Origin of the sequence: Pseudoxanthomonas sp. J31 (genome assembly GCF_000510725.1) — a bacterium.
Lineage (GTDB): Bacteria > Pseudomonadota > Gammaproteobacteria > Xanthomonadales > Xanthomonadaceae > Pseudoxanthomonas.
Map to the genome: position 1 here is coordinate 156,548 of NZ_AZNZ01000003.1, position 24,071 is coordinate 180,618.

At 68.2% G+C, this 24,071-nt stretch carries 20 protein-coding genes; 11 read left to right on the forward strand and 9 right to left on the reverse strand.

The annotated features are described in order from the left end of the window. Positions 1-10 precede the first annotated feature (10 nt). A complete protein-coding gene (gene guaA / locus PSEJ31_RS0106405; protein WP_028914976.1) occupies positions 11-1,579 on the forward strand; it encodes a glutamine-hydrolyzing GMP synthase in 1,569 nt (522 codons plus the stop codon). Positions 1,580-1,632: 53 nt separating this feature from the next. Here guaA and PSEJ31_RS0106410 read toward each other — a convergent pair whose 3' ends face one another. Genes PSEJ31_RS0106410 through PSEJ31_RS0106435 form a run of 6 tightly spaced genes read right to left on the reverse strand, consistent with a single transcriptional unit; the run spans position 1,633 to position 12,407 of the window. Next, positions 1,633-2,721 carry a hypothetical protein gene (locus PSEJ31_RS0106410; protein ID WP_028914977.1) on the reverse strand — a complete coding sequence of 363 codons (1,089 nt, stop codon included), beginning with the start codon at positions 2,719-2,721 and terminating at the stop codon, positions 1,633-1,635. Continuing rightward, on the reverse strand, positions 2,714-4,621 hold the full coding sequence (locus tag PSEJ31_RS15765) for an AAA family ATPase (RefSeq protein ID WP_051403674.1): 1,908 nt from the start codon (positions 4,619-4,621) through the stop codon (positions 2,714-2,716). Before PSEJ31_RS15765 ends, PSEJ31_RS0106410 begins: the two co-directional genes overlap by 8 nt. Continuing rightward, on the reverse strand, positions 4,622-6,364 hold the full coding sequence (locus tag PSEJ31_RS16480) for a restriction endonuclease subunit S (protein ID WP_084220818.1): 1,743 nt from the start codon (positions 6,362-6,364) through the stop codon (positions 4,622-4,624). Next, positions 6,361-8,787 (reverse strand): class I SAM-dependent DNA methyltransferase, encoded by a 2,427-nt coding sequence (locus tag PSEJ31_RS0106425; protein WP_028914978.1) that lies wholly within the window; start codon positions 8,785-8,787, stop codon positions 6,361-6,363. The genes PSEJ31_RS16480 and PSEJ31_RS0106425 overlap by 4 nt, the downstream gene beginning before the upstream one ends. 19 nt (positions 8,788-8,806) lie before the next feature. After that, on the reverse strand, positions 8,807-11,572 hold the full coding sequence (locus PSEJ31_RS0106430) for a type I restriction endonuclease subunit R (protein ID WP_051403677.1): 2,766 nt from the start codon (positions 11,570-11,572) through the stop codon (positions 8,807-8,809). After that, the gene (locus tag PSEJ31_RS0106435; RefSeq protein WP_198015037.1) at positions 11,556-12,407 is read right to left on the reverse strand and encodes a WYL domain-containing protein; all 852 of its coding nucleotides are present in this window, start codon (positions 12,405-12,407) and stop codon (positions 11,556-11,558) included. The genes PSEJ31_RS0106430 and PSEJ31_RS0106435 overlap by 17 nt, the downstream gene beginning before the upstream one ends. Before the next feature lie 412 nt (positions 12,408-12,819). On the opposite strand from PSEJ31_RS0106435, the gene PSEJ31_RS17085 reads away from it, so the two are divergent. From PSEJ31_RS17085 to PSEJ31_RS0106475, 8 genes are all read left to right on the forward strand, one after another. After that, entirely contained in the window at positions 12,820-12,990 is a 171-nt protein-coding gene (locus tag PSEJ31_RS17085; protein WP_019398145.1) for a hypothetical protein, read from the forward strand. A gap of 195 nt (positions 12,991-13,185) precedes the next feature. Then, positions 13,186-13,689, forward strand: coding sequence for a hypothetical protein (locus PSEJ31_RS0106445; RefSeq protein ID WP_019398146.1), 504 nt, complete (start codon positions 13,186-13,188; stop codon positions 13,687-13,689). 102 nt (positions 13,690-13,791) lie between these two features. Continuing rightward, entirely contained in the window at positions 13,792-13,968 is a 177-nt protein-coding gene (locus PSEJ31_RS16485) for a DUF3606 domain-containing protein (protein WP_084220819.1), read from the forward strand. 9 nt (positions 13,969-13,977) lie between these two features. Next, entirely contained in the window at positions 13,978-16,746 is a 2,769-nt protein-coding gene (gene ligD / locus PSEJ31_RS0106455; protein WP_028914981.1) for a non-homologous end-joining DNA ligase, read from the forward strand. Between the two features lie 120 nt (positions 16,747-16,866). Beyond that, positions 16,867-18,027 carry a PAS domain S-box protein gene (locus PSEJ31_RS0106460; protein WP_232210987.1) on the forward strand — a complete coding sequence of 387 codons (1,161 nt, stop codon included), beginning with the start codon at positions 16,867-16,869 and terminating at the stop codon, positions 18,025-18,027. Then, positions 18,020-18,370, forward strand: coding sequence for a response regulator (locus PSEJ31_RS0106465; protein ID WP_037034671.1), 351 nt, complete (start codon positions 18,020-18,022; stop codon positions 18,368-18,370). Before PSEJ31_RS0106460 ends, PSEJ31_RS0106465 begins: the two co-directional genes overlap by 8 nt. Before the next feature lie 304 nt (positions 18,371-18,674). Beyond that, on the forward strand, positions 18,675-19,553 hold the full coding sequence (locus PSEJ31_RS0106470; RefSeq protein ID WP_028914984.1) for an acyltransferase: 879 nt from the start codon (positions 18,675-18,677) through the stop codon (positions 19,551-19,553). A gap of 175 nt (positions 19,554-19,728) precedes the next feature. Continuing rightward, positions 19,729-20,193: a peptidylprolyl isomerase gene (locus PSEJ31_RS0106475; RefSeq protein ID WP_028914985.1), complete on the forward strand. Its 465-nt coding sequence runs from the start codon at positions 19,729-19,731 to the stop codon at positions 20,191-20,193. 175 nt (positions 20,194-20,368) lie between these two features. On the opposite strand, the gene PSEJ31_RS0106480 is transcribed toward PSEJ31_RS0106475, so the two are convergent. Both PSEJ31_RS0106480 and PSEJ31_RS0106485 read right to left on the reverse strand, forming a co-directional pair. Next, positions 20,369-20,587 carry a hypothetical protein gene (locus tag PSEJ31_RS0106480; RefSeq protein ID WP_019398153.1) on the reverse strand — a complete coding sequence of 73 codons (219 nt, stop codon included), beginning with the start codon at positions 20,585-20,587 and terminating at the stop codon, positions 20,369-20,371. A gap of 14 nt (positions 20,588-20,601) precedes the next feature. After that, positions 20,602-20,913 (reverse strand): YkgJ family cysteine cluster protein, encoded by a 312-nt coding sequence (locus PSEJ31_RS0106485; protein WP_083852403.1) that lies wholly within the window; start codon positions 20,911-20,913, stop codon positions 20,602-20,604. Between the two features lie 349 nt (positions 20,914-21,262). Between PSEJ31_RS0106485 and PSEJ31_RS0106490 the strand changes: the two genes are divergently transcribed. Further along, positions 21,263-22,189 carry a M14 family metallocarboxypeptidase gene (locus PSEJ31_RS0106490; RefSeq protein WP_028914986.1) on the forward strand — a complete coding sequence of 309 codons (927 nt, stop codon included), beginning with the start codon at positions 21,263-21,265 and terminating at the stop codon, positions 22,187-22,189. A 146-nt stretch (positions 22,190-22,335) separates the two neighbouring features. After that, positions 22,336-23,250 carry an HDOD domain-containing protein gene (locus PSEJ31_RS0106495; RefSeq protein WP_028914987.1) on the forward strand — a complete coding sequence of 305 codons (915 nt, stop codon included), beginning with the start codon at positions 22,336-22,338 and terminating at the stop codon, positions 23,248-23,250. A gap of 186 nt (positions 23,251-23,436) precedes the next feature. Here the strand turns inward: PSEJ31_RS0106495 and PSEJ31_RS0106500 are convergent, their stop codons facing one another. Continuing rightward, positions 23,437-23,877, reverse strand: a complete 441-nt coding sequence (locus tag PSEJ31_RS0106500; RefSeq protein ID WP_019398157.1) for a VOC family protein — start codon at positions 23,875-23,877, stop codon at positions 23,437-23,439. Positions 23,878-24,071: the final 194 nt, after the last annotated feature.

Consider the following 24,071-nt stretch of genomic DNA (forward strand, 5'->3'; position numbering starts at 1 on the left):
CTGAACCTCCATGACCGACATCCATAGCGACAAGATCCTCATCCTCGACTTCGGCGCGCAGTACACCCAGCTGATCGCCCGCCGCATCCGCGAGATCGGCGTCTACTGCGAGATCTGGGCCTGGGACCACGACCCAGCCGAGATCGCGGCCTTCGCGCCGAAGGGGATCATCCTGTCCGGCGGCCCGGAGTCGACCACGGTCGAGGGTTCGCCGCGGGCGCCGCAGGAGGTGTTCGATTCGGGCCTGCCGATCCTGGGCATCTGCTACGGCATGCAGACCATGGCGGTGCAGCTGGGCGGCGCCACCGAGGCCGCCGACCAGCGCGAGTTCGGCCACGCCGAGGTCTCGCTGGTGGCGGCCGACCGCCTGTTCGAGGGGCTGAAGGACCACCCCGGCTCGCCGCCGCGGCTGGACGTGTGGATGAGCCATGGCGACCACGTGTCGGTGGCGCCGCCGGGCTTCACCGTCACCGCCAAAACCGACCGCATCCCGGTCGCCGCCTTCGCCGACGACCGCCGCGGCTGGTACGGCGTGCAGTTCCATCCCGAAGTGACCCACACCAAGCAGGGCGCCGCGCTGCTGCGCCGCTTCGTGGTCGACATCTGCGGCTGCCAGACCCTGTGGACCGCCGAGCACATCATCGAGGACCAGATCCGCCGCGTGCGCGAGCAGGTCGGTTCGGACGAGGTGATCCTGGGCCTGTCCGGCGGCGTGGACTCCTCGGTGGTCGCGGCCCTGCTGCACAAGGCCATCGGCGACCAGCTGACCTGCGTGTTCGTCGACACCGGCCTGCTGCGCTGGCAGGAGGGCGACCAGGTGATGGCCACCTTCGCCGAGCACCTGGGCGTGAAGGTGATCCGCGTCGACGCCGCCGACCGCTACTTCAAGGCGCTGGAAGGCGTGGCCGACCCGGAGGCCAAGCGCAAGATCATCGGCAACCTGTTCGTCGAGATCTTCGAGGAAGAGTCCGGCAAGCTGAAGAACGCCAAGTGGCTGGCCCAGGGCACCATCTACCCGGACGTGATCGAGTCGGCCGGCAGCAAGACCGGCAAGGCCCACGTCATCAAGAGCCACCACAACGTCGGCGGCCTGCCCGAGCACATGAAGCTGGGCCTGGTCGAGCCGCTGCGCGAGCTGTTCAAGGACGAGGTGCGCCGCCTGGGCGTGGAACTGGGCCTGCCGCGGGAGATGGTCTACCGCCACCCGTTCCCGGGCCCCGGCCTGGGCGTGCGCATCCTCGGCGAGGTCAAGCCCGAATACGCCGAACTGCTGGCCCGCGCCGACGCCATCTTCATCGACGAGCTGCGCAAGGCCGGCCTGTACGACAAGACCTCGCAGGCCTTCGCCGTGTTCCTGCCGGTCAAGTCGGTGGGCGTGGTCGGCGATGCCCGCGCCTACGAATGGGTGATCGCCCTGCGCGCGGTGGAGACCATCGACTTCATGACCGCGCACTGGGCGCACCTGCCGTACGAGTTCCTCGGCAAGGTGTCCAACCGCATCATCAACGAATTGCGCGGCGTCTCCCGCGTGGTCTACGACATCTCCGGCAAGCCGCCGGCGACGATCGAGTGGGAGTGAGGCTATCGGGCCGATCAGCACAGACAGCTGCCTCATTCATGAGGCAGCTGTGTCTACTCCGTGACGATGGCTTGCAGGCGCGCGGGAATGAGGAACGCTTCTGCAACCTCTAGATTAATCTCAAAGTTCGGTTCCTTGTCAGAGAGTCGTTCTTTGTACTCGCGGATACGTGAGGCCAGTTGTTCTGCGGATGGTTGGGGGTTAGAACAGTCCTTGAACTGGAGCAGTTCACGGTGTAAGCGGCGGTACTCGGCTTTGAATTCCCGGGTCCAGCGTTCGCCAAGGTTGAGCAGTTTGTCCAGGTTTTGAACCTTGCTGGAATCGGCCTGGGTGTTGCTTTCGACGAGAACACGCAGTGCGGCATCGTCGTAGCGTAGTCGAATCCCACCATTGGCATGGCGCAGATACGGGTGGAACCAATCGGAGAACGAGCCATTGGTGTGGACATCCTTCTGGCCCTTTTGAGGCGCTGAATTGCACTCTCCGCATATGGGCAGCAGGTTGTCCGCGCACACGGCCAGCAGCGGGAACGTCGTCTTGGCCAGCCAGTGGTCCACGGCGGGCAGTACCAGCGGCCCGCCACAGAGCACGCAGGCCTCGCGGGCATCGGGGTGGGAGTCGAGGCGATGCGCGGCGCGAAACTCGCGCACGAATTGGTCGTAGCTCACGCGTAGCGTGACATCAGTTGTGGGGGCGCCGTTGGCAGCGTAAGGCAGGCCGCCGCGCAAGCCGTCCTCGTAGAACGCCACCATCAGTGTCTTGAAGGCTTTCCAGTGCTCGTCCTGGCTGCGCCATTGATTCGGCGGAGCGACCGGCAGAGCGGCGGGTGGTGTCGGGCCGAAATGCTGCGCCAGAGCACTAACCGCCTGAATCCACTGCTGGAGCCCAGTCTTCTCAGCCGGTGACAGGTCGGCGATGCGCTTCGCCTTGTCAAACAACGGCTTGGTTCCGGTCTTGCCGGCCAGCAAGTGCCACAGCCAATCGCCTTCGATGGCGCTGCCCATGCTTGACCGAAGGTTCGCTTGGGTGATGGAAACGCCGGAGACTTGGGGGTCACACAGCCACAGTGCGAAGCGCCGCATCAGCTGCTGGCAGGCGGCCAGAGCCGGTGAGCACGTCACGCGGTGGATGGGCTTAAGCATCACTGTCCTCCGCGTTGCCGCTCGCTTCGCGGGTCTTGAGGATCAGCGCGCGCAGTTCGTCCTTCAGCGCGTCCGACTGCAGGGTGGGAATCACCTGCTCGACGGCGCGCAGGTCGGGAGCTTGCTGCCAGCGGTTGAGCAGGGTTTGCAGCTCGGTGCGATAGAAGCCGGTACCCAGGCGGCGGATAAGTGCTTGTAGTTGCCGCACGTCATCCGGCGTCGGGTCCGTTTTCTGAGCAGCAGCGCGCAAGAAGACCTCGATGCGCTTTTGGGCTCGCGCCCCGATGCTGTCCTCGGCGCCAAATACCGTCATCATCAGCGCGCTGGGGTCGGTGGCGAAGGTTTGGTCCGGCACGCCCTCGGCGGTGGAATGGCCGTCCACCTTGCGAATGCGCACCACCTCCTCGTCGAACACGTCGGACAGCACGATGGCCGAGTGGGTGGCGATCAGCACCTGGCTGGCATCGACCCCCATGGCCGTGTCCACCACCTGCACGATCTCGCGCTTCCAGGCGTCGTTGAAATGGGTTTCGGGCTCGTCCAGCAACAGCAGCGCGTCGTCCTGCCCTGCCAGCAGGTGGAACAACGCCCAGCGCGCCAGCACCAGCCGCTCGCCGTCGGAGAACTCGCTCAGGCGCAGCACGCCCGGGTCGCTGAGGTCGATCAGGCTTTCCTCTTCGGGCTTGTCGTTGCGGCGGATAAAGAGCTCGATGTCTTCCAACACCCCGTGCCGCCACCAGCCCAGCAGGGCGCCGAAGCGCTCGAACGCGGTGTCGCCCTTCTCGCCCAGCAGGGCGTGCAAGGCTTGGCCCTGGGTGGTCAAGCCTTCAAAGCGTTGGGCGTCGCGCGGTTCGGCGCTCGCAGGCAGCGCCCCGTCGAGGTCGAAGAACAGGCTGCGCAGCGCCTTGCCCGGATGGGGCTCGGCCAGGCACTCGCCGGCCAGCCGGATGGCGTCGTGCACGCGCGCGAGCAAGGCGCGCGGCGCGGCCAGGGCGCGGTCCAGATTCACCTGCAGGCGCACGCCGACAAGGCGGTGCCAGCCGGCCTTGCGGAACAGCTCCGCCAGCGCGTCATCAGCCTGATCTAGTCGGCGCGCTTCGGACGCCTGCGTGGCCACGGCCAGCAGCGCGGCGGTCAGCATCACCGGCTCCAGCAGCAGCGGGCGGCGGAACAGATCGGCCGGCGCGGTGTCCGCCTCGGCCGGGGCCACGGTGCGGGCGGTCTCGTCGCCAAAGCGGCCGCCGTCGATCACGACGCTGGCCTCGTCCTCTTCCGTCCAGCCGGGCGGGCGCTCCTGGCTGGGGTCGTGGTCGGGCGACTGCGTGACCAAATTCAGCGCCTCGCCATCCACGGGCGGCTGCCAGGCCGCGCGCCACGGGTCCATCCAGCCCGAGGTGTAGGCCAGCAGCGCGCGCGGCAGCGCATCGGGCACGCTTTGCGGGTAGTCGCCCCGGGCGATGCGGGTCTTGAACACGGCCAGCGTGCCTTCCGGCGTGCGATCGACGGCGCGCAAGTAGGCGACCGCCTGGGCGAAGGCCTCGCGGTCCGCCGTATCGGGAAAGGCCCAGCCGTCCGCCTGCCACAGCGTGGTGGCGTGGGCTTCGCCGGGGCAGTCGAAGATCAGCGTGCGATGCCCCGGTTCGCTGGGGCGGCCCAGCTCGTAGACCAAGCTCACCGGGCTGCGCGGCAGGCGCTCGTCGGCCAGGGCCAAGAAGCTCTCGGCCAGCGCGCGCAGCAGGTGGCTCTTGCCGCTGCCGTTCTGGCCGATGACGAAGTGGATGGCCAGCCGGGCCGGCGCGCCCTGCGGCTCGAACGCGGCCCAGGGCGCGCGCGGGCTGAAGGCCACCGCCAGATCGGCCAGCGGCGGGTAGTGCGACAGGTGCAGGTAGCGCAGCCGCATTCAACGCGCCTCCGGCGCCCGGCGGCGCTCGAGCTCGCGCCCCAGCCGCTCGGCATCGGCCAGCGCCGTGTCTTCTTCGGGGCGGCTGCCGTCCTCGGCCTCGCGCAAGGGGCGGAAGGCGGTCAGGTACTCGGTGCGGCCGGTGTTGGGGTCGGGGCGCGGCAGGCTCATCTTGCGGATCAGGCCCATCGCAGCCAGTTGCTCGAGGGCGCGCCGCACCTGCTCGCGCCCGGCCGCGAATCCCTCCTGGCGCCAGGCGGTTTGCGGGCTGGTGCAGAACTCCTCGAACGCCGCCGGGTCGTCAGTCAGCACCGCACCGCGCCACTCGACGCGCAGCGTGTTCCACACCGCATGCTGGAAGCTGGAAAGCTGCTCGATCAAGGCCTGCCGGCGCGGACGGGCCAGGTCGGTGCGGCGCTCGGCGGGAGCGTGTTCGGTGATGCGCACCATCACCTGGGGCGTAGGCGCGCCGAGCCGCGCATCGCGCTCGCGGGCGGCCTCGGCCAGGGCCTGCGCGTGCTGCTCGCGCCAGGCGGCGGTGAGACGGCCGGAGAGGGCTTCGGTGATCAGGGCCGGCTGCAGCGTTTGCATGCGGGCACCGGACACGCTGATCTGCCCACGTTGCCGCTCCACCTCGCGGACGAAGGCGGCAAACAGGCTCTGCTCCTCGACGGGCGGCAGCGGGATGCTGATGCGCGCCAAGTCGGTGGGACTGACGTTGGCCATGCTGACGGCCTGCTTGGCCGCATTGAACAGACGGTACTTGCCGTAGGGGCTGTTCAGGGTGGCCCAGAGGTACTCGGGCAACAGCGTGGGCTTCAGCCGCAGCCGCACCAGATACGACGCGAAGCTGTATCGCCCGGGCTCGCCGCGCCAGATTGCGCATTTGCCGACGAGCTCGCGCGAGTTGGTGCGGTTGAACAGCAAGTCCCCGTCTTGCAGCGTGGTGGCCGCCGCGTCTTGAGACGACAGATCGGCGTACTTGAGGTCTGACAGATCGAGCCAACCGCTCGATGTGATGCTGTTCATGCGCAGCACGGCGTGACTGCCGGCTTCTGCCATGGCCTCTGAGACCCCGTATTGCGTGCTCTCGACATGCTCGCCGATGCGCGTGGCGTTCAGCAGGCCTTGGCGAGTGAAGTAGCGGCCGAACTGCGCGCGATACTGGGCCTGAATGACCTCATCAAAGCCCTGCAGGACACGCTGCTTGGCTTGCCGAAGCGCGGCGGCTGCGTGCAGCACCTCGACGATGCGCTGCTGTTCGGGCAGGGGCGGCAGCGGCAGCCGCACTCTCTTGAAGAAGCCTGGAGGCACCCGTTGCAAACCACCAGTACCGACGAAGGCCGAAGCAGCCTGAAGCCGGAACCACGGTTGGCGTACAAAATAAAAGACGTACTCCGGGGTGAGTAGCTCAGGATTCGGCCTCAGGACATGAAATTCAGTCGAACCAAAACCAATCCCACTCCTGAGACCTTCTGCAATGGCGACCTTGCCGTTCTCCATGCAAGGGGTGACCTTCGCAAACAACACATCGCCAGTGCGAAACGGTGTGTACCCCTTTTTGACCTCCGAAAACGGCCTCTCCTCAGGATAGGCAATGACACCACGGTTCTCATCAACTGCTGACATCGGCACGAACGAGACTAGCGCGTCATCGGATGGCCATTCATTCCGAGTGAGAGAGGGATTGAGTTGGCACACATCGAGTATCGAAACCTCCCGCCACCCTTGCGGCCACTTCATGCCCGGCCCTCCACCATCGCCTGCAGGCGGTCCAGTCCGTCGAGGATGCCGCGCTCGAGCTGGCGCAGCTCGTCGATCAGCGCGGTGACCGACACCTCGCTGTCCATGGCCGCGAAGTCGAAGGGCTTGTACTGGCCGGCCGAGAGGTTCCAGTCGCGCGCTTCGATGCAGTCGGGATCGAGCAGCGCGGCGTTGAGCGTGTCGCCGTCGTAGAGGTTGGGCAGCTTCTCGGCCACGTATTCGGGCCGCACCCGCCCGGTGGCGTCGTGCGAGCCTTGCAGCGCGCCGTCGGCCGAGCGCCATTCGGGGTCGGGCGCCCAGGCGCGCAGCGGCACGGCCCAGCATTTGCGCGCGCCGGCCGGGCGGGTTTGGTCGATGGCGGGGCTGCGCAGCCACAGGTCATAGCCGTCCACCTTGGCAACTTCACGGGCCAGGGGCCGCAGCGCATCGACGAGATCGACCACGGGCTCGCCTTGCGGCTCGTCGGGTACCTGGTCGCGCGCGGCTACGGTGAGCTGCTTCCACAGCGCCAGCGCCGGGCCTTCGTCTTCAAAGCAGCACTGCAGTTCGCGCGCGGCGCGGTTCCATTCGGTGGCGGCGGTTTTCGGGTCGGCGTGGGCGAAGTGGCGGCTGGCCAGCTCCCCCAGGCGAGGGGCAACACATTCGCGCACGCGGGCCTCGGCCTCTTGAGGGTCGATGGTCTCCTCCCCTTCGCGCAGCAGCTCGGGGAAGAGCTCATGGATGGCCCAGGTCTTGCCGTCGAAGGCGGGCGCGGCCTCGGGGTCGTCGGCAAAGGCAAAGCCGGCCGGGGTGAGCTGGCCGCTGGCATCGCGCAGGCTGGCTTGGCGCCAGCGTTCGCGCCAGTAGCGCGGCTGGTGGTAGGTGGCCTCGCCCTCGGTGGCGGCACGGCCCTCCTGCAGCCAGCGGCGGAACTGGACAAGGGCGTCCCACAGGTCATTGTCCTGCCCCGGACGCGGAGTGCGCTTGGCGTCTAGGCTGAAGCCGTCGGCGGTCACCTCGTAGAACCAGACATGTTCGGTACGTGGGTCATTCTTCTCGAAGCCAGTTTTGCCAGCGCGCGGGGTTTCCTTGCGGAAGACGAGGATGGACGTCTTGACGCCGGTGTAGGGCTGGAATACGCCGCCGGGCAGTGAAATGACGGCCTCCACCCAATGCTCGGTGAGCAACTCGCGGCGCAGCTTGACGTGGGCGTCGGTGTTGCCGAACAGCACGCCCTCGGGAACGATGACGGCGCAGCGCCCGCCCACCTGCAACAGGTCCAGCATCAGCCAGACGAAGAGCAGCTCGCTCTTGTTGGTGAGCACCTCTTCCTTTTTCTTGCCCTTGGTACCGGCGCGGGGGAAGAGCAGGCTGTCGCGCTCCAGATCGGCGGTGTCCACGGTGCCGGTGAAGGGCGGGTTGGCCAGCACGTAGCGGTAGCTTTCGCTGGCCAGCAGCGGCGCCAGTTCGGGCTTGCCTTCGCGCTTGGAGAGCGAATCGCCCTGCATCAGCCGGGGGTTGTGGATGTGGTGCAGCACCAGGTTCATCCAGCCGATGCGGGCCATGGTGCGGTCGTTGTCGATGCCGACGAAGCAGGTGCCGTCTTCGATGAGCGCGCGCTCCTGCTCGGTGGCCTGCACCAGGTCGAGCCGGTGCGGGGCGCCGTCCCATTCGAGGCGCAGGTTCTCGGGCGTGGAGCCCTGGCGGCGCAGGTATTGCTGGGCGCTGAACAGGAAGCCGCCGGTGCCGGCGGCCGGGTCGATGAGCCGCTCGCCGGGCCGGGGATCGAGCAGCTCGACCATGAAGCGAATCAGGTGCCGGGGAGTGCGGAACTGGCCGTTCTTGCCGGCGGTGGCCACTTCGGAGAGCAGGTACTCGAAGGTGTCGCCCATTAGGTCCTGCGCGGCGCTGCCGTCGCCCGCCTGGGCGAACAGCTTGTCGATGAGGTCGATGGCGTCGTGCAGCACCTGACCCTTGTTCGGGTCGAGCTGGAAGTAAGCATCGGCCATGCGGCCGTTGAGGCCGGCGAGTTCGGTGTCCTCCTCATGGTCGGAAAGACGCCGGTCGAGTGTGCGCAGCCAGGGAAAGACGGTTTCGATCAGGTGCTTAGTGTCGGTGCTTTGCTGGCGGATGTAGCTCCAGCGGCAGGTTTCCCCAGGTGCAGGTTTTTCGCCTGGATCGGGTTTTCCACTGGCGATGGCTCGATCACGTTCTTCCCTTTCTCGCTCGAGTTCCTCAGGGAGTTTTTTGGCGTATACGGAGTCCTTACCGGCGTGAACGCGATCCCGGTCCAGGTCTTCCAGTCGTTTGAGAAAGAGCAGGTAGGTGATCTGTTCTACGGCCACCAGTGGATTGGTGAGGCCGGCGGACCAGAAGCGGTCCCACAGCTTGTCAACATTCTTGCGCAAATGGGGGGTGAGCATGAGGTGTCCTCGTAGGTATTCAGGCGGCGTGCTCGTCGATCTTTTCGGTCAAGGCGAGCAGTTCGTCGATGTCTTGCGGCGCAAACAGCGCCTCGACCTTGCCAACATGGGCCAGTGGTGGTTGTGACAGCGCCGCACGGCTGATGCGGCCATGGCGCAGCACCGCAGCTTTCACGGCGCGCAAGAAGGCGAGCTGGTTGGCACGCAGGCGCGGATGGGCGGCGATGAAGGCGTCGAAGGCCTGCTGTACACGCGCTTCACGGTCGGGCAGACGGGCGTCTTGCCGTAGGATGTGGCGCAGCAGCTCCAGCAACGAGGCCTGTGGGGCGTCGAAGGCTTGTCGCAGCGTGTCGGCGGTGACAAACAGGTCGGCCTGATTGATCGTGGCCGCCACAGCATCGAGTTCGGCGTCGCTGACCGACTCGCCGCGTTTCAGCTTGGCCAGCACCGGGTGGTCGTCTGCGAGACGGCGCACCCAGGCCTCGACTTGTTCACGGTAGCTTTCGGCAAAGGCACCTTCGCCGGTGGGGCCGTAGATGATCCAGTGACGCTGGGTGATGCGGTCGGGCAGGTTGATCTCGATGGGCTGGTTGCTTTCGCGCACCTTAAACCGCATCAGCGGCGCGAAGCGCTCTTGCAGGTCGTCCAGGCGGGGGAGGTCCAGGTGTTGCCAGAAGCCAGGAGAAAGGGCGAAGGCCAGGGCGTCGCGCTGGGCCCGTATCTCCGGGATGGATTCGGGCAGTCGGCGCAGGGCGTCCTGAATGCTAGCCTGGAGCCGCTCTGCTTGCTCGGCATCGCCCCGCAAGAGCGCCAGTGCGGCGCGCTCACACCATGAACGCCACTGCAGTTCATCCAGACTCTGGCCGGGCACCAGGCGCAGCAAGGGCGCCAGGGTGTGTGACAGGCGTTCGACGGTGGGCTCGCTGGGGGCTGGCCAGGCCTGGGCAAGTTGATCCAGCACATCCCCATGCGGCCGCACGTCGATGCTTTGGCGCGGCAAAGCAGCCAGCATGGCCTGCAGGCGGCGCACGGTGGTGTCAGTCTGACGAGCTTGCGCTACTTCGAGTTGCCAGCGGGTGAGTCGGTCGCGGAACAGGCGTACCGGTAACGGTTCGCTGGGCCGATCGATCTCTCCTTCAGGATTGAGCTGAAAGTAGGCGAAGTTCTTCCAGTGATCGAGGATCAGAAAATCGCGCTTGGTTTCGCCGGTTCTCAGGTCTGTATGAAGCCGCGTGCCGCGGCCGATCATCTGCCAGAACTTGACCCGGGAGAACACGGGTTTGGCAAACACCAGGTTCTGGATGGCAGGGACATCGACGCCAGTGTCGAGCATGTCCACCGAAATGGCCACGCGAGGCATGGACTTGAACTTGAAGTCGTCGAGTAAAGTGTCGGCACGCTCCATGTGGCTGTCGATGATTTCCGCCAATCCCTGCCGTTGCAGCTCGGGGTACAGACGATTGAAGCTCTCGTACAGCCGCTTGGCGTGCGCATGGCTGACGGCGAAAACGATAGTCTTATGTGGAAGACCTTGGGCGTCCTTGCGGCAACGCGTCATGAACTCGCGCACGATGGCATCGTTGGTGCCTTGGTTTACAACGGACCTCTCGAGGTCGGTACCTTCGAAATCCAGTTCCTCGAGATCGACGCCCTGGTCACGTGCCATTTGCTGCAGCGGCTCGGGCAGGCTGTCGCCCTGAATGCCCTGGATTTGGAACTGAGTCTGGGCATCGAGCACGCGGTAGTTGACGAGATTGCCATCGGCCACCGCCTGCTCGTAGCTGTACAGGTAGGTCGGCACGCCATCGTCGCAGCTGAATAGCTGGAATGTGTCGTGGTCGATGTAGTCGGTCGGGGTCGCCGTCAGGCCCAACACCAAGGCGTCGAAGTGATCGAGCGGTACCTTGTAGCGCTGATAGATGGAGCGGTGGCTTTCGTCGGCAATGATCAGGTCGTAATGCCCGACCGACAACCGTTCATACACCTGCATCATGCTGGGGTAGGTGGCGAAGTGAATGCGAGCAGACGGGGTCTCGCCGTTCTCGATCCGGGCCAAACTCTCGTTCGGCAGATGATTCTTGAATTCGGTCATGGCCTGGCGCACCAGCTCGCGCCGGTCGGCCAGGAACAGCACGCGCTGCACTCGCTTGGCACGCAGCAGGAGATCGACCAGGGCAATCGTGGTGCGGGTTTTGCCGGTGCCCGTGGCCATCACCAACAGGAAGCGGCGCTTGGCAGCTTGGATGCCCTCAGCCACGCGGCGAATCGCCTCGACTTGGTAGTCGCGCCCGGCGATTCGCGAATCGATGGTCACACCATCAAGCGGCTGCGCATACCGCCGCTGGTGAAGCAACCTTTCGAGGTCTTCGGGTGAGTGGAAGTCGGCCACTCTGCGCGGCGGATAGCGATCGCGATCCCAGAATTGGATGTCGCGGCCGTTGGTCAGGTAAATGAATGGATCCGTGCCCGTCTTGGCTCGAATGGCATCCGCATATTCCGCAGCTTGGTGTTTCCCGGCCAACTCATCACGCGCGCTGCGCTTGGCCTCGACAACGGCAATAGGATTGCGAGAGACATCCAGCAGCACGTAGTCGGCGAATCTGACGTCTCCGTATTCAGGTGTGGGTTCTGCAGTGCGAAGCAGCACTTCTTCCAGAAGGTTGCGGCGGGGAGCTGACCAGCCTGCGCGAGCCAAGTCGACATCAATGCGGCGTGCGCGGGTTTCCGTCTCTGTCTGCGGCACGTCCCGGCCATTTTGAGAGGTGCCTTTATTGAGAGGGATCATCCGCAGCCTCCCGGTTTAGAAGCACGATCTGCTGGTCCGCGGGCTTCCTGGTTGTGGCGTCGGCATCCAGCCCGAGGCGCTTGAGCGCGTAGTAAAGGAGGGCCTTGCGGACGCGGACGCTAACCTTGCCGTCGCGCATGCCGTAGTCGAGTGCTACCACCTTCTTCTGTGTGTCAGATAGGTCGGGATGTGGGCCGATTTCCAGCGTCACAAGGGTGTGCCAGTCGGCATCCTGGCTGTGATCGATATCGCTGGGGCGGCTGTCCCGGATGCCGAGGATGCGCGCCAGCAGGAAGTCCTTGAAACAGTCATCGGTGAAGCAGTACGCCCGGGCATGCCAGCGGAAGCCGTCGAAGGCAATGGCATGCGGTGCGATCCAGCGCCAGCGCGGGGTAGGGCTGGAAAGCGACTGGTATTCGATTTCGATGGCCCGTCTGCTGTGAATGGCCTGGAGCACGGTGCGCAGGTGGCCGGCGTCGATGCCCCGAGCGGGGCTGCGCACCGTATCGAAGTCCGGCATCTGGCCGATCCAGGTTTGGTCCTGGCTGACGATGCCGTTGGAGATCGACCGCAGCTGGGACAGGTAGCTGGCCGGGTCCGGTCTCAGGAACAGGGGCTCGAAGCGGTCGCCGCGGACATAGGCGCGGGCGCTCTTGTCGTAGAGCATGTTGTCCGGGGCCATGCCGAGGTAGCGGTTCAGGTCGGCGGATGCCTGGTTGACCGAGATCCCGAAGGCGTCCACCAGGTCGCTACGGTTGACATGCCCCTCCCAGAACAGCCGGAACTCGATGAACTCAAGTCGTCGTTCGATTCCCCATCGAACGGTGCTTTGCACGGCTCCCAACTCGCCCCCAGTCCACCCGTACCAAAACTGTATTCGAATAGTTTCTGGGTGGTTTGTAAAGGGAGGCCGTACACGAGGCGCCGGGCTGGCGACGAGCAACCCATTGATTTCTATAGGTCGGCGTCCTGATCCAGTGGGGGCCCATTGCCGTGGTGGCATGCAGTCCCCTCAGTCCCGGGGCTGCCGTTGGCCACCGCGCATGCTGCGGTGCGATCATATGCGTCGGACCAGTTGCCTTCGGACAAGCCGGAGGGGCCGGGGATCGCCGATGGTGGTCGCTCGCGAGCCTGGTCCGGGGCCGCTGGAGGATGCTTGCGGGCAGGCTGGAAGTGGCCGTGGTGGTGGCTGGGACGTGCCGCCGCGCGGCGGGCGTTTTCCGTATCCGCATAAGAGGTTGCACGCCATGTCGGCAGACTGGTTCCCCGTGGTCTTCATCGTGTTCAAGGTCGTGGTGCTGGGCGTCGCGATGTTCTTCGCGATCAAGTGGCACCACGACAAGGACAAGATGGAAAAGGAAAAGGCGGCCCGCGAGGCTCGCGAAGCCGCCGCGCGGCAGCCCAGGGCCCCGGAGTAGGCCGGCCCCGTCCGCGGTCGGCCGGGCAGGCCGGGAGCGGACAACGGCTGGTGTCGCGGGTTTGCTAGACTTCCCGCCATTGCACGGCAGGGACGCCCTTGCAGTACCTGGTCGGACCTTCCGGTAACGATCGACGGGAGGCGGCGCCGCCACGCTGGTGTCGCCGTAAAGGGGTACTGCAGGGGAGGGGAAGGGATGCTGGGAAGGCTGATTGCCCTGGTCGTGCTGGCGACGGTTGCGTTCGTCGCCTGGAACCGGGGCTGGACGATCGACGAGGCGCAGGTGCGCCAGTTCTACGACCGCCAGCTGGTCGCGTTCCGCGATTTCGACCACGAGGCGATGTGCAAGGACCTGGCCGGCGATTACCGCGCCAGGCTGGTCCAGTACGCCGACGGCCGCCGGTTGGGCGAGACGGTGCTCGACAGCGATGGCACCTGCGAGATGACCCGCCAGACCATGGAGGAACTGCGCCGGCTGCATGCCCGCAGCCGCGGCCTGATCGCGTTCGACGTGCGGGTGGACATCGGTTCCATCCGCGTCGCGCCGGGCCGCCGCAGCGCGACGGTGGAGGTGACCACCACGATCAAGCTGGGCGAGATGCTGATCGCCCGCAGCCGCGGCACCGAGCGCCTGTCCCGCACCTGGTGGCGCGTGCGCAGCCACGGCGGCGAAGGCCAGACCTGGTCCTACGTTTACTGAGCGGTTCCCGTCGCTGAACGACGCCGCCGCGGCGGCGCCGGTTCACGGCTGCGCGACGGGAGGTGGCGCAGCGTAGTGGCTCCCCCACGCTGGAGCCCGGCCATGTCCGACGACAGGAAGGAGGTCGGCTCGCCCGACCGCGACCGTATCAACCTCTCCGAGGACTACGAGGTCCGTTACTGGACCGAGGCGCTCAGCGTGAGCGAGCAGCAGCTGCGCGAGGCCGTGGCCGCGGTCGGGTCCACGGCCGACGCGGTGCGCCGCCACCTGGGGCGCTGACGGGCCGGCATGAGCCTGGTCGACTACCAGCGCAAGCGCAGCTTCGAACGCACCCGCGAGCCGGAGCCCGGCAAGCCGGCGCCGCGCGGGCAGCGGCCGATCTTCGTGGTCCAGCTGCACCACGCCAGCCGCCGCCATTACGACTTCCGCCTGCAGGTGGGCGACGCCCTCAAGAGCTGGGCCGTGCCCAAGGGGCCCAGCTACGATCCGGCGGTCAAGCGCATGGCGGTGGAGGTCGAGGACCATCCGCTGGACTACGCCGGCTTCGAGGGCGAGATTCCCAGGGGCGAGTATGGCGGCGGCCACGTGGCGCGCTTTGACCATGGCGTGTGGTCCACCGAGGGCGATCCCGAGGAGCAGCTGGCCAAGGGCCACCTGCGCTTCGAGCTGCACGGCAGCAAGCTCAAGGGGGGGTGGCACCTGGTGCGCTCCGGCAAGCCGGCACGGCAGCCGCAGTGGCTGCTGTTCAAGGACAAGGACGCCTGGGCCGGGAGCCTGGAGGCCGACGACCTGCTGGCCGAGGTCACGCCTGCGCCGGAGGAGGACCGCAGGCGCGCCGGCCGCGGCAAGCCCACCCGCAAGCGCCTGGCGGAAGTGCCAGCGCCGCGCGCCAGGCACAAGGACTGGAAGAAGCGCGCCCTGGCCCTGCCCGGCGCGCGCGCGGCCGAAGCGCCGGAGGGCCCGTTCCAGCCGCAGCTGGCGCGGCTGGGCCAGGACGCCCCGGAAGGGGAGCAGTGGCTGCACGAGATCAAGTGGGACGGCTACCGGATCCTGGCCACGGTGCGCGACGGCGAGGTGCGGCTGTGGTCGCGCAACGCGCTGGAATGGACCGATCGCATCCCGGAGATCCGCGACGCCGTCAAGGCGCTGGGCCTGCGCAGCGCGGCGCTGGACGGCGAGCTGATCGCCGGCAGCGGCACGCGCGAGGACTTCAACCTGCTGCAGGCCACGCTGTCCGGGGAGCGCCCCGGGGTGCTGGCCTGCGTGCTGTTCGACCTGCTGCACGTGGACGGCGTGGACATCAGCGAGGCGCCGCTGCTGGAACGCAAGCAACTGCTGCAGGAGGTGCTGGCGAAGGGGCCGGCGCACCTGGCGCTCAGTTCGCATATCCCCGGCGACGGTGCGCAGGCGGCGGCGCTGGCGGCGGAGCGCAGCTTCGAGGGCATCATTTCCAAGCGCGCGGACCGGCCCTACCGCCCCGGGCGTGGCGACGACTGGCGCAAGACCAAGCAGCTGGCCAGCGACGAGTTCGCCATCGTCGGCTATACCGCGCCGCGCGGCAGCCGCACCGGCTTCGGTTCGCTGCTGCTGGCCAGGCCGGATGCGGAGCACGGCTGGCGCTACGTCGGCCGGGTGGGCACCGGCTTCAGCGATGAGCAGCTGCGCGAACTGGCGCCGCGGCTGGCGCAGGACGCCGGCAGCAAGCCGACCGCGTTCGTGCCGGCGATGGACACCGCGCTGCGCCGCGCCACCTGGGTGCCGCCGCGGCTGGTGGTGGAGGTGTTCTACCGCGGCATCGGCGGGCAGGAGCTGCTGCGCCAGGCCTCGCTCAAGGCGCTGCGGCCGGACAAGGACATCGCCGACCTGTACGACAGCGACCGCGGTCCGGGCGTCGCGGAGGAGGAGGCGATGGCAGCGAAGGGCGGCAGGAAGGCGGCGAAGAAGGCGCCCGCGCGCAAGAATGCGGCGAAGACGGCCACCAAAAAAGCCATCAAGCAAGCGGCGAAACCGGCAGCGGGGAAGGCCACGCAAGCTGCGACCAGGGCCGCTGCGAAGAAGTCCACGGCAGCAGGCAAAGTCGCCGCCACGCCGGCACGCGCCTCGGCGAAGGCCCGCACTGGCACGGCCACGGGGGCGAAGGCCAGTCCGGCATCCGCCCGCCGGCGCAAGGCCGCCACCCAGACCCGGGACTGGCCGAAGCTCTCCAGCCCCGCCAAGGTGCTGTTCCCCGATATCCGCGCCACCAAGCAGGACGTGTGGGACTACTACACGGCGGTGATGGACCACCTGCTGCCGGAAATCGCCGGCCGCCCGCTTTCGGTCATCCGCTGTCCCTCCGGCACCGGCAAGCCTTGCTTCTTCCAGAAGCATCTGACCGCCGGGCTGGAACGGGTGGCCTCGGTGAAGCTCAAGGAGGAGAGCGGCACCAACGCGCATTACCTCGTGGTGGAGGATGCGGCCGCACTGATGGAGCTGGTGCAGTTCAACGCGCTGGAGTTCCATCCCTGGGGCGCGCACGCCGACAGCCCCGATTCCGCCGACCGCGTGGTGTTCGACCTCGATCCCGGGCCGGACGTGCCGTTTTCCGAGGTGAAGAAGGCGGCGGTCGACATCCGGCGGCAGCTGGAAGCGCTGGAGCTGGAGTCGTTCTTGCGCGTGACCGGCGGCAAGGGCCTGCACGTGGTGGTGCCGCTGGCGCCGGGCTGCGACTGGGAGCTGACCAAGCGCTTCGCCCACGGATTTGCCGATGCCCTGGCCAGGTCCGAACCGGACCGCTTCGTCGCCACCGCAACCAAGCGCTTCCGCAACCGCAGGATCTTCGTCGACTACCTGCGCAACGGCCGCGGCGCCACGGCGGTGGCCTCGTATTCGCTGCGCGCCCGTCCCGGGGCGCCGGTGGCCATGCCCATTGGCTGGAACGAACTGGCGCGGTTGCCGCGCGCGGACCTGTACACGATCAAGGATGTACCGGAGAAGCTGCGCCGGCGGCGCAAGGACCCCTGGGCCGGCATGGATGCGATCCGCCAGAACCTGGCCCGCTGGGCCGATGCGAAGTGACGTATTCAGTATCCGATGAATCTGGAAATGCAGCCTGGAGCACATCATGCCGATGGCATCGGCGGTCCACCGGTGGCATCCTCTGCCGGCCCGTACGCCCTGCGGACCGGAAAGGGGGACTTGTCCGATGAGCGGCACCACGCGATGACACACGCCGGCGCGCCAGCGAGCCCGCAGGGCGAGCACCTGCTGCTGCAGGGCGTCACCGACTACGCCATCTACCTGCTGGATGCCTCCGGCACGATCCTCAGCTGGAACACCGGCGGCGAGCGGATCAAGGGCTACACCGGCAGCGAGGTGATCGGCCGGCATTTCTCCTGTTTCTACACGCCGGAGGAAATCCAGCACGGCGTGCCGGAGCACGCGCTTGCCATCGCCAGCCAGGAGGGCCGCTACGAGACCGAAGGCTGGCGCGTGCGCAAGGACGGCAGCCGCTTCCGCGCGCACATCGTGATCGATGCGATCTACCGCGACGGCGGGCTGGTGGGCTTCGCCAAGGTCACCCGCGACATCACCGAGCACTACCAGGCGGCCGAGCAGCGCCGCCAGGCCGAGCTGGCGCTGGTCCAGGCGCAGAAGATCGCCGCGGTCGGCCAGCTCACCCTGGGCATCGCCCACGACTTCAACAACCTGCTGGCGGTCATCACCGCCAGCCTGGACCTGCTGCCGGCGGCGGAGGGGCGGCGCCGGGAGATGCTGGTCGACGCCGCGCGCCAGGCCGCCGCGCGCGGCGCGCGCCTGACCCGGCAGATGCTGGCCTTCGCCCGCGGCCAGTCCCTGGAACCGGAGCTGCACGACGTCAACGCGCTGATTGGCAGCGCGGCCAAGGTCTACCGCCGCGCCGCCGGCCCGATCACCCAGTGCGTGTTCGACCTGGCCGAGGCCGACACCCGGGTCATGGTCGACGCCGAGCAGCTGGAAGCGGCGCTGGTGAACCTGGTGGCCAACGCGCGCGATGCAATGGAGCAGCCGGGCACCATCCGCATCGCCACCCGCATCACCCGACCCGACCCGGCGCTGCATCCAGGCGCCGTGGCCGGCCGCGATTACCTGTATGTCTCCGTGGCCGACGATGGCCCGGGAATGGAGGAGCACGTGCGCCAGCGCGCCATGGAACCTTTCTTCACCACCAAGGATGTCGGCCGCGGCAGCGGCCTGGGCCTGAGCCAGGTGTTCGGCTTCGCCAGCCAATCCGGCGGCTTCGCCTTCATCGAGAGCGCGCCGGGCGAGGGTACCTGCGTGACCATGGCCATCCCTGCAGGGGAGGCCGCCGATGCCTAAGGTGCTCTACGTGGAGGACGACGAGCTGCTGCGCATGGTCACCAGCCTGGCGCTGGAGGATGCCGGCTATGCCGTGGTCGAGGCCCACGACGGCCACCAGGCGCGCTGGCTGCTGGACCAGGAGGGCGGGTTCGACTTCGTCATCAGCGACATCAGCATGCCCGGCGGCATGAGCGGGCTGGAGGTGGCGCAGGCCGCCCAGGCCGCGCGGCCCGGGTGCCGCACCATCCTGGTGTCCGGCTACGCCACCTCGCAGCTGCCGGCGTTGCCGGACTCGGTGATCTACCTGGGCAAGCCGTTCCGGGTGCAGGACCTGATCGACACCCTGGGCGCGGCCGGCTGACCCCGCCACGCTGGCGGGAGGCCGCGGAAAGAACACGGCCGCCAGGGGCGGCCGTGGTGCACCGGAGCGGGGGAAGCACCGGCGCGATGGCGTCGAGGGGCGCCAAGGGGACGAGCATGCCCGGGCCGCCGCGGCCGCACCATCGGGAATTGCCGGCCCCTGGGGTCAGGGTTCCGAACGTGCGCACGGCGAGCCGCGCCGTGGACCAGGCCCGGCCTGGGCCATGCACGCCAAACAGGCACTCGGGTGGTGGGCCGATTTGCTACGCTGCGGCGCCCTTCACATCCCTGGTTCCGGTGTCCCCATGCCGTTGTTGCGGGTCCCGCCCATCCTGCTGCTGATCGTCCTCAACACCCTGGTGCATGCGGTGCCCGTGCTGCTGGCCGGCGTGGTCAAGGCGGTACTGCCGCTGCGGCCGGTGTGGCGCGCCTGCAACCCGGTGCTGACCGGGCTGGCCGAGAGCTGGATCGCGGTGAACACCTGGATGATGGGTGCCTTTACCCGCACCCGCTTCGAGATCGAGGGCACCGCCGAGTTGCGCCGCGACGGCCACTACCTGGTGCTGGCCAACCACCAGAGCTGGGTCGACATCCTGGTGTTGCAGAAGGTGTTCAACCGCAAGGTGCCGCTGCTGCGCTTCTTCCTCAAGCGCTCGCTGTTCTGGGTGCCGGTGCTGGGCCTGGCGTGGTGGGCGCTGGATTTCCCGTTCATGGGCCGCTACACCCGCCGCCAGATCGCGAAGAACCCGGAGCTGGGGCGGCGCGACATCGAGACCACGCGCAAGGCCTGCGAGAAGTTCCGCGACATCCCGGTGTCGATCATGAACTTCGTCGAGGGCACCCGTTTCACCGAGGCCAAGCACGCGCAGCAGGCCTCGCCGTACCGGCACCTGCTCAAGCCCAAGTCCGGCGGCGTCGCCTTCGTGATCGACGCGATGGGGCAGGGCCTGCATTCGATCCTGGACGTGACCATCGCCTATCCGGGCGGCCGCCCCTCGATGATCGACCTGATGGCCGACCGCGTGCCCGCGGTGCGGGTGAAGGTGCGCCAGCGCCCGATCCCGGCCGAGCTGGTCGCCGGCAACTACCAGGAAGACCGCGCCTTCCGCGCCTGCTTCCAGCAGTGGATGAACGGGCTGTGGCGCGAGAAGGACGAGGACATGGAGCGCCTGCTGGCAGGCTGAGCGGCGGCGCCCGGAAGCGGAAGGGAGGCTGCGCCTGAATGCGCGTCGCGTCGCGGTTTGCGCGTCGCGGCCGCAGCCGTTAAGGTGGGCGGCAACCGAGGCACCGTGAGTCCACCGGTCCTTGCGGCCATCCACTTCAACCCCCCTTTCCTTTCCAATACCAGGGAGCACTTCCATGGAGATCGCCGCCGCCCGCGTGGCCACGTTCCACTACATCCTCACCGACGACGCAGGCCAGGTCCTGGACCGTTCGCCGGAAGACCATCCGCTCAGCTATTTCCACGGCGGCGGCAACATCATCCCCGGCCTGGAGAAGGGGCTGGAAGGCCGTAGCGCCGGCGAGTCGCTGACCGTCGACGTGCCGCCGGCCGAGGCCTATGGCGAGCGCATCGAAGGCCTGGTGCAGGACGTGCCGCGTGAGGCGTTCCAGGGCATCGACCGCATCGAGCCGGGCATGCAGTTCCAGGCCAACGGCGGCCAGGGCCCGGTGCTGGTGACCGTGGTCGCGGTCGGCGACCGCCAGGTCCGCATCGACGGCAACCACCCGCTGGCGGGCAAGACCCTGCACTTCGACGTGCGCATCACCGACGTGCGCGAAGCCACCGACGAAGAGAAGCAGACCGGCCGCGTCGCCGCCTGACCGCTTCGCGACGTGCCATGAAAAACGCCGGCCCCAAGGCCGGCGTTTTTCTTTGCGGCGCCACCGCACCCGTCCGTGGTGCGCGGGCCAGGCCATGCCTGCAGGGGTGCATGCAGGCGCCGGCACCCGCTTGCATGCGCGCACGCGCCTGCAGGGGTGCAGGCCCCGGGCGGCCTCAGGCCGCCTTCTTCTTCTTGGCCTGGTTGGCGGTCTCGGGCGTTTCCACCTTGGTCAGCACCGGGGTGTTGCCGAGCACTTCGATGCGGCCGCCGGCCTTGCGGAAAGCCTCCAGGTCGCGGGCGATGCGCTCGCGGGTGAGGGTGCTGGAGGCCTTGCCGGTATCGGCGAGCTTGCGGCCCTTGGTGGACGTGGGAGCGGTCTTGCGGACGGCCATGTGCGTCTCCTTGGTCAGTCGAGGGTGAGCGGGATGCCGCGCTGCCGCTGGTCGCGGTAGCGGGCGCGGATGTCCAGGCAGGCCCGGCCGCCCATCGCGAACTGGCGGCAGATGGCGGGCCGGTCCTGGTAAATCGAGCAACGCAGGTGCAGCGGATCGATGGCCGCGCACCAGCCGTCCTCGTCCTTGGCCATGGTTTCCAGGCCGTGGTCGTCGATGGCGATGAACCGGGCGGGTACGTGGTCGCCCGGCAGCAGCAGGACCGGCAGGCGGCAGCACACTGCATCGCAGTGCCTGCAGTCAGCGCCGGCCTCGCGCGCGCTCAGGACGTCGTCCCCGCGGGGAAGGGAGTGGGAGTGCGCGCTAGCGCGATATCCGCACCGGAATACCGGTGGGCGTGGAGAACCGGAATAAGGATGGCGACGCCCTGGAAGCGGCCCCTGGCCGGCGCGGATGCCGCGGCCTGTGCCGGAAGCCTGGTGCGCGCGGCAGGGGGCACGCGGATGGATGGACTGCCGGATTGCCGGCGAAGTATAGCGCAAATCGCCGATCCGTGCCGAACTGGTGGCGGATCTGCAGGCAACAGCACGCAAAACACTGCATTCCACGCAATCGGCCGCGATGCTGCGCGGCGCGCCACTGGTAGGATCGCCGCTTTCCCAGCTGGTGAGCGCCATGACCCTGCAACGTTTCCATCCGATCGGCATTCCCGGCCAGCCATGGGGCCCGGCGGAAAAGGCGCAGTGGCTGGCGATGCAGCGCCGCCGGCGCAGCCATGCCGACGAGGTGGTTGCGCCGGTGCGCGCACTGGCCGATGCCTGGGACGTACTCGAGTACGGCATGCTGGATTACGCCGGCGAGCGCTACCCGCTGCTGGCGCTGCGCAGCCGCGGCTGGGACGACGGCCTGCCGGTGGCGCTGGTGACCGGCGGCGTGCACGGCTACGAGACCAGCGGCGTGCAGGGCGCGCTGCTGTTCGCGCGCGAGCACGCGGCGGCCTACGCCGACCGCATCAACCTGCTGGTCGTGCCCTGCGTCAGCCCGTGGGGATACGAGCGCATCCACCGCTGGAACCCCGACGCGGTCGATCCCAACCGTTCCTTCCGCCAGCCCAGCCCGGCGCGCGAGTCGGCGGCGCTGATGGAACTGGTGGCGCCGCTGCGCGGCCGCTTCCTGCTGCACGTGGACCTGCACGAGACCACCGACAGCGACGAGAGCGAGTTCCGCCCGGCGCTGGCCGCGCGCGACGGCAAGCCGTTCGAGCCCGGGTACATCCCCGATGGCTTCTACGTGGTGGACGACAGCGCCAACCCGCAGCCGCAGTTCCAGCAGGCGGTGATCGGGGCGGTGGCGAAGGTCACCCATATCGCCCCGGCCGACGCGGACGGCCGGATCATCGGCTCGCCGGTGCTGGCGCCGGGCGTGATCGCCTATCCGCTGGTGGAGCTGGGGCTTTGCGCCGGCATCACCGGTGCGCCCTACGTGACCACCACCGAGGTCTACCCGGACAGCCCCAGGGCCACCCCGGAGCAGTGCAATGCCGCCCAGGTGGCGGCCATCCGCGGCGCCCTGGACTACGTGCTGGCGCAGCCGCAGGCATAAGGTTTTGCCGCCCGCTGCCGACAACCACTGCGGCGCTCCACGCGCGGCGTGGCGGCAGGCTGGCGGGCCGCGCGCGGCCCGTGGTCTCCGGTAAGGTCGCGCGCTTGCGGGCGCCTGCGGACGCCCGGTGCAGACAGGGGAAAAGCATGCGATGGATCGGCTGGCTGTTCGGACGCAAGCGCGCGCAAGGCGTGCCCGACGCCCGTCGTCCGCATGAGCCCGTTGCCGCGGAGCGGCTGCCCGGTACCTTCTCCATGCCGCAGGACGAGGCCGGCGACGCCGGCGAGCACTGGACCGTGCGCCTGGCGGCGATGGCCCTGCCGGCGCAGGCGCCGGCCCCCGATCCGCGGCTGCTGCCGGAGGTCGAGGTCGCCCTGCTGCAGCTGGTGCACGAACGCGCCCGGCTGCCACGCCGGCCGCAGCTGCTGCCGCAGCTGCTGGGCCTGCTCAACGACGAACGCGCATCCGGGCGCCAGATCGCCGAGGTGATCGGCCGCGACCCGGCGCTGGCGGCCAACCTGCTGCGCCTGGCCAACAGCCCGATGTACCGCGTGCAGAGCGCCATGGTGGAGAGCCTGGACCGCGCGGTGGCGCTGGTCGGGACCGAGGGCCTGCGCCAGCTGGTGGCGGTGGCGCTGATGCAGCCGGTGATGCGGCTGGAGGGCGGTGCCACCGGCAGCCTGCCCGAGCGCGTGTGGGAACACACCGAACTGGCAACCGGGCTGGTCGCGCGCAGCGCCTCCGGGCGCGGGCGCGACGCGGTGTTTGCCGCGCAGCTGTTGGCACTGATGCAGGGCCTGGGCGCGATCATGGTGGTGCAGGCCCTGCGCGACGCCTGCGCGCGCCTGCAATGCCAGGCCCCCGACGCGACCACCACGGCCGAACTGCTGCAGCGCTGGGCGCGGCGGATCGGGCAGGGCGTGTCCCGCGCCTGGGACCTGCCAGCGGTGGCCGGGGTGCAGGACGTGGCCGGGGTGGCCAGCCTCGAGGCGCTGCTGGAAACCGCCAGCAGCGCCGCGGTGGACATCATGCTTGCCGGCAGCGAGACCGCCGCCGGCTGAGCGCTGCTTGCCGGTCCGGAGCCAGGCGGGCTTCCCCATCGAGCAGTGCCGGACGCGAGGCGGCGATCCCGCCGGGAAAGGCGCGTGGCGCCCGTGTGCGCCCGCAGGCGCCACCGGTTGCCGAGCGCCTGGTTGCTGCATGCCCGGGGGCGGGGCGGCCCCGCCCGGCCGGTCAGGACAACGCGCTCAGGACGCCGGCTGCCAACCCGGGCCCGGGACGGTATTGATCATCCAGGGGATGCCGAACCTGTCGACGCAGGCACCGAAGCCGGGCGACCAGAAGGTCTCGGCAAAGGGCATGGTCTGCTGGCCCCCTTCGGAGAGCTGCTCGAACCAGCGCCGGGCGTCGTCGATGTTGTCGGTATGCAGGGTCACGTCGAAGCCGTTCTTGGGCTTGTCGATGTTGGGCGCCCACTCCTGGTCCATGTCCGCGCCCATCAGTGACTGGTCGCCCACGTCCAGCCAGGCATGCATGAGCCAGTCCTTGTAGCGCTCGTCCAACTGCATCCCTTCGGGATTCATCGAATAGGGCACGGCGTTGGTGATCTTGCCGCCAAGCACCCTGGCATAGAACTCGAACGCCTCGCGGCACTGCCCCCGGAAACTGAGGCTGGTCACGATCTTCATACGTCTCCTCCTTGGTGAGTGGCCGCGGGCGGCATGCCCGGGGCGGTTCTGTGGATCGGCTGCACTCCCGCGACGGGTGGAGGGCGGGCAGATCGACATGCACGAGGAGGTCGCGTTGCCGGGGCAGGGCCGGACACGATCCTGGGCGGAGGGAATATGCATCCAGGCCCGCCTGCGGGCATGAATGCGCGATG

Coding starts and splice junctions, on each gene's coding strand:
- guaA (WP_028914976.1), top strand. CDS start 11: ATGACCGACATCCATAGCGACAAGATCCTCATCCTCGACTTCGGCGCG.
- PSEJ31_RS16480 (WP_084220818.1), bottom strand. CDS start 6,364: ATGAAGTGGCCGCAAGGGTGGCGGGAGGTTTCGATACTCGATGTGTGC.
- PSEJ31_RS0106410 (WP_028914977.1), bottom strand. CDS start 2,721: ATGCTTAAGCCCATCCACCGCGTGACGTGCTCACCGGCTCTGGCCGCC.
- PSEJ31_RS17085 (WP_019398145.1), top strand. CDS start 12,820: ATGTCGGCAGACTGGTTCCCCGTGGTCTTCATCGTGTTCAAGGTCGTG.
- PSEJ31_RS0106500 (WP_019398157.1), bottom strand. CDS start 23,877: ATGAAGATCGTGACCAGCCTCAGTTTCCGGGGGCAGTGCCGCGAGGCG.
- PSEJ31_RS0106475 (WP_028914985.1), top strand. CDS start 19,729: ATGGAGATCGCCGCCGCCCGCGTGGCCACGTTCCACTACATCCTCACC.
- PSEJ31_RS0106425 (WP_028914978.1), bottom strand. CDS start 8,787: ATGCTCACCCCCCATTTGCGCAAGAATGTTGACAAGCTGTGGGACCGC.
- PSEJ31_RS0106495 (WP_028914987.1), top strand. CDS start 22,336: ATGCGATGGATCGGCTGGCTGTTCGGACGCAAGCGCGCGCAAGGCGTG.
- PSEJ31_RS0106490 (WP_028914986.1), top strand. CDS start 21,263: ATGACCCTGCAACGTTTCCATCCGATCGGCATTCCCGGCCAGCCATGG.
- PSEJ31_RS0106445 (WP_019398146.1), top strand. CDS start 13,186: ATGCTGGGAAGGCTGATTGCCCTGGTCGTGCTGGCGACGGTTGCGTTC.
- PSEJ31_RS0106470 (WP_028914984.1), top strand. CDS start 18,675: ATGCCGTTGTTGCGGGTCCCGCCCATCCTGCTGCTGATCGTCCTCAAC.
- PSEJ31_RS16485 (WP_084220819.1), top strand. CDS start 13,792: ATGTCCGACGACAGGAAGGAGGTCGGCTCGCCCGACCGCGACCGTATC.
- PSEJ31_RS0106465 (WP_037034671.1), top strand. CDS start 18,020: ATGCCTAAGGTGCTCTACGTGGAGGACGACGAGCTGCTGCGCATGGTC.
- PSEJ31_RS0106430 (WP_051403677.1), bottom strand. CDS start 11,572: ATGATCCCTCTCAATAAAGGCACCTCTCAAAATGGCCGGGACGTGCCG.
- PSEJ31_RS0106480 (WP_019398153.1), bottom strand. CDS start 20,587: ATGGCCGTCCGCAAGACCGCTCCCACGTCCACCAAGGGCCGCAAGCTC.
- ligD (WP_028914981.1), top strand. CDS start 13,978: ATGAGCCTGGTCGACTACCAGCGCAAGCGCAGCTTCGAACGCACCCGC.
- PSEJ31_RS15765 (WP_051403674.1), bottom strand. CDS start 4,621: ATGCGGCTGCGCTACCTGCACCTGTCGCACTACCCGCCGCTGGCCGAT.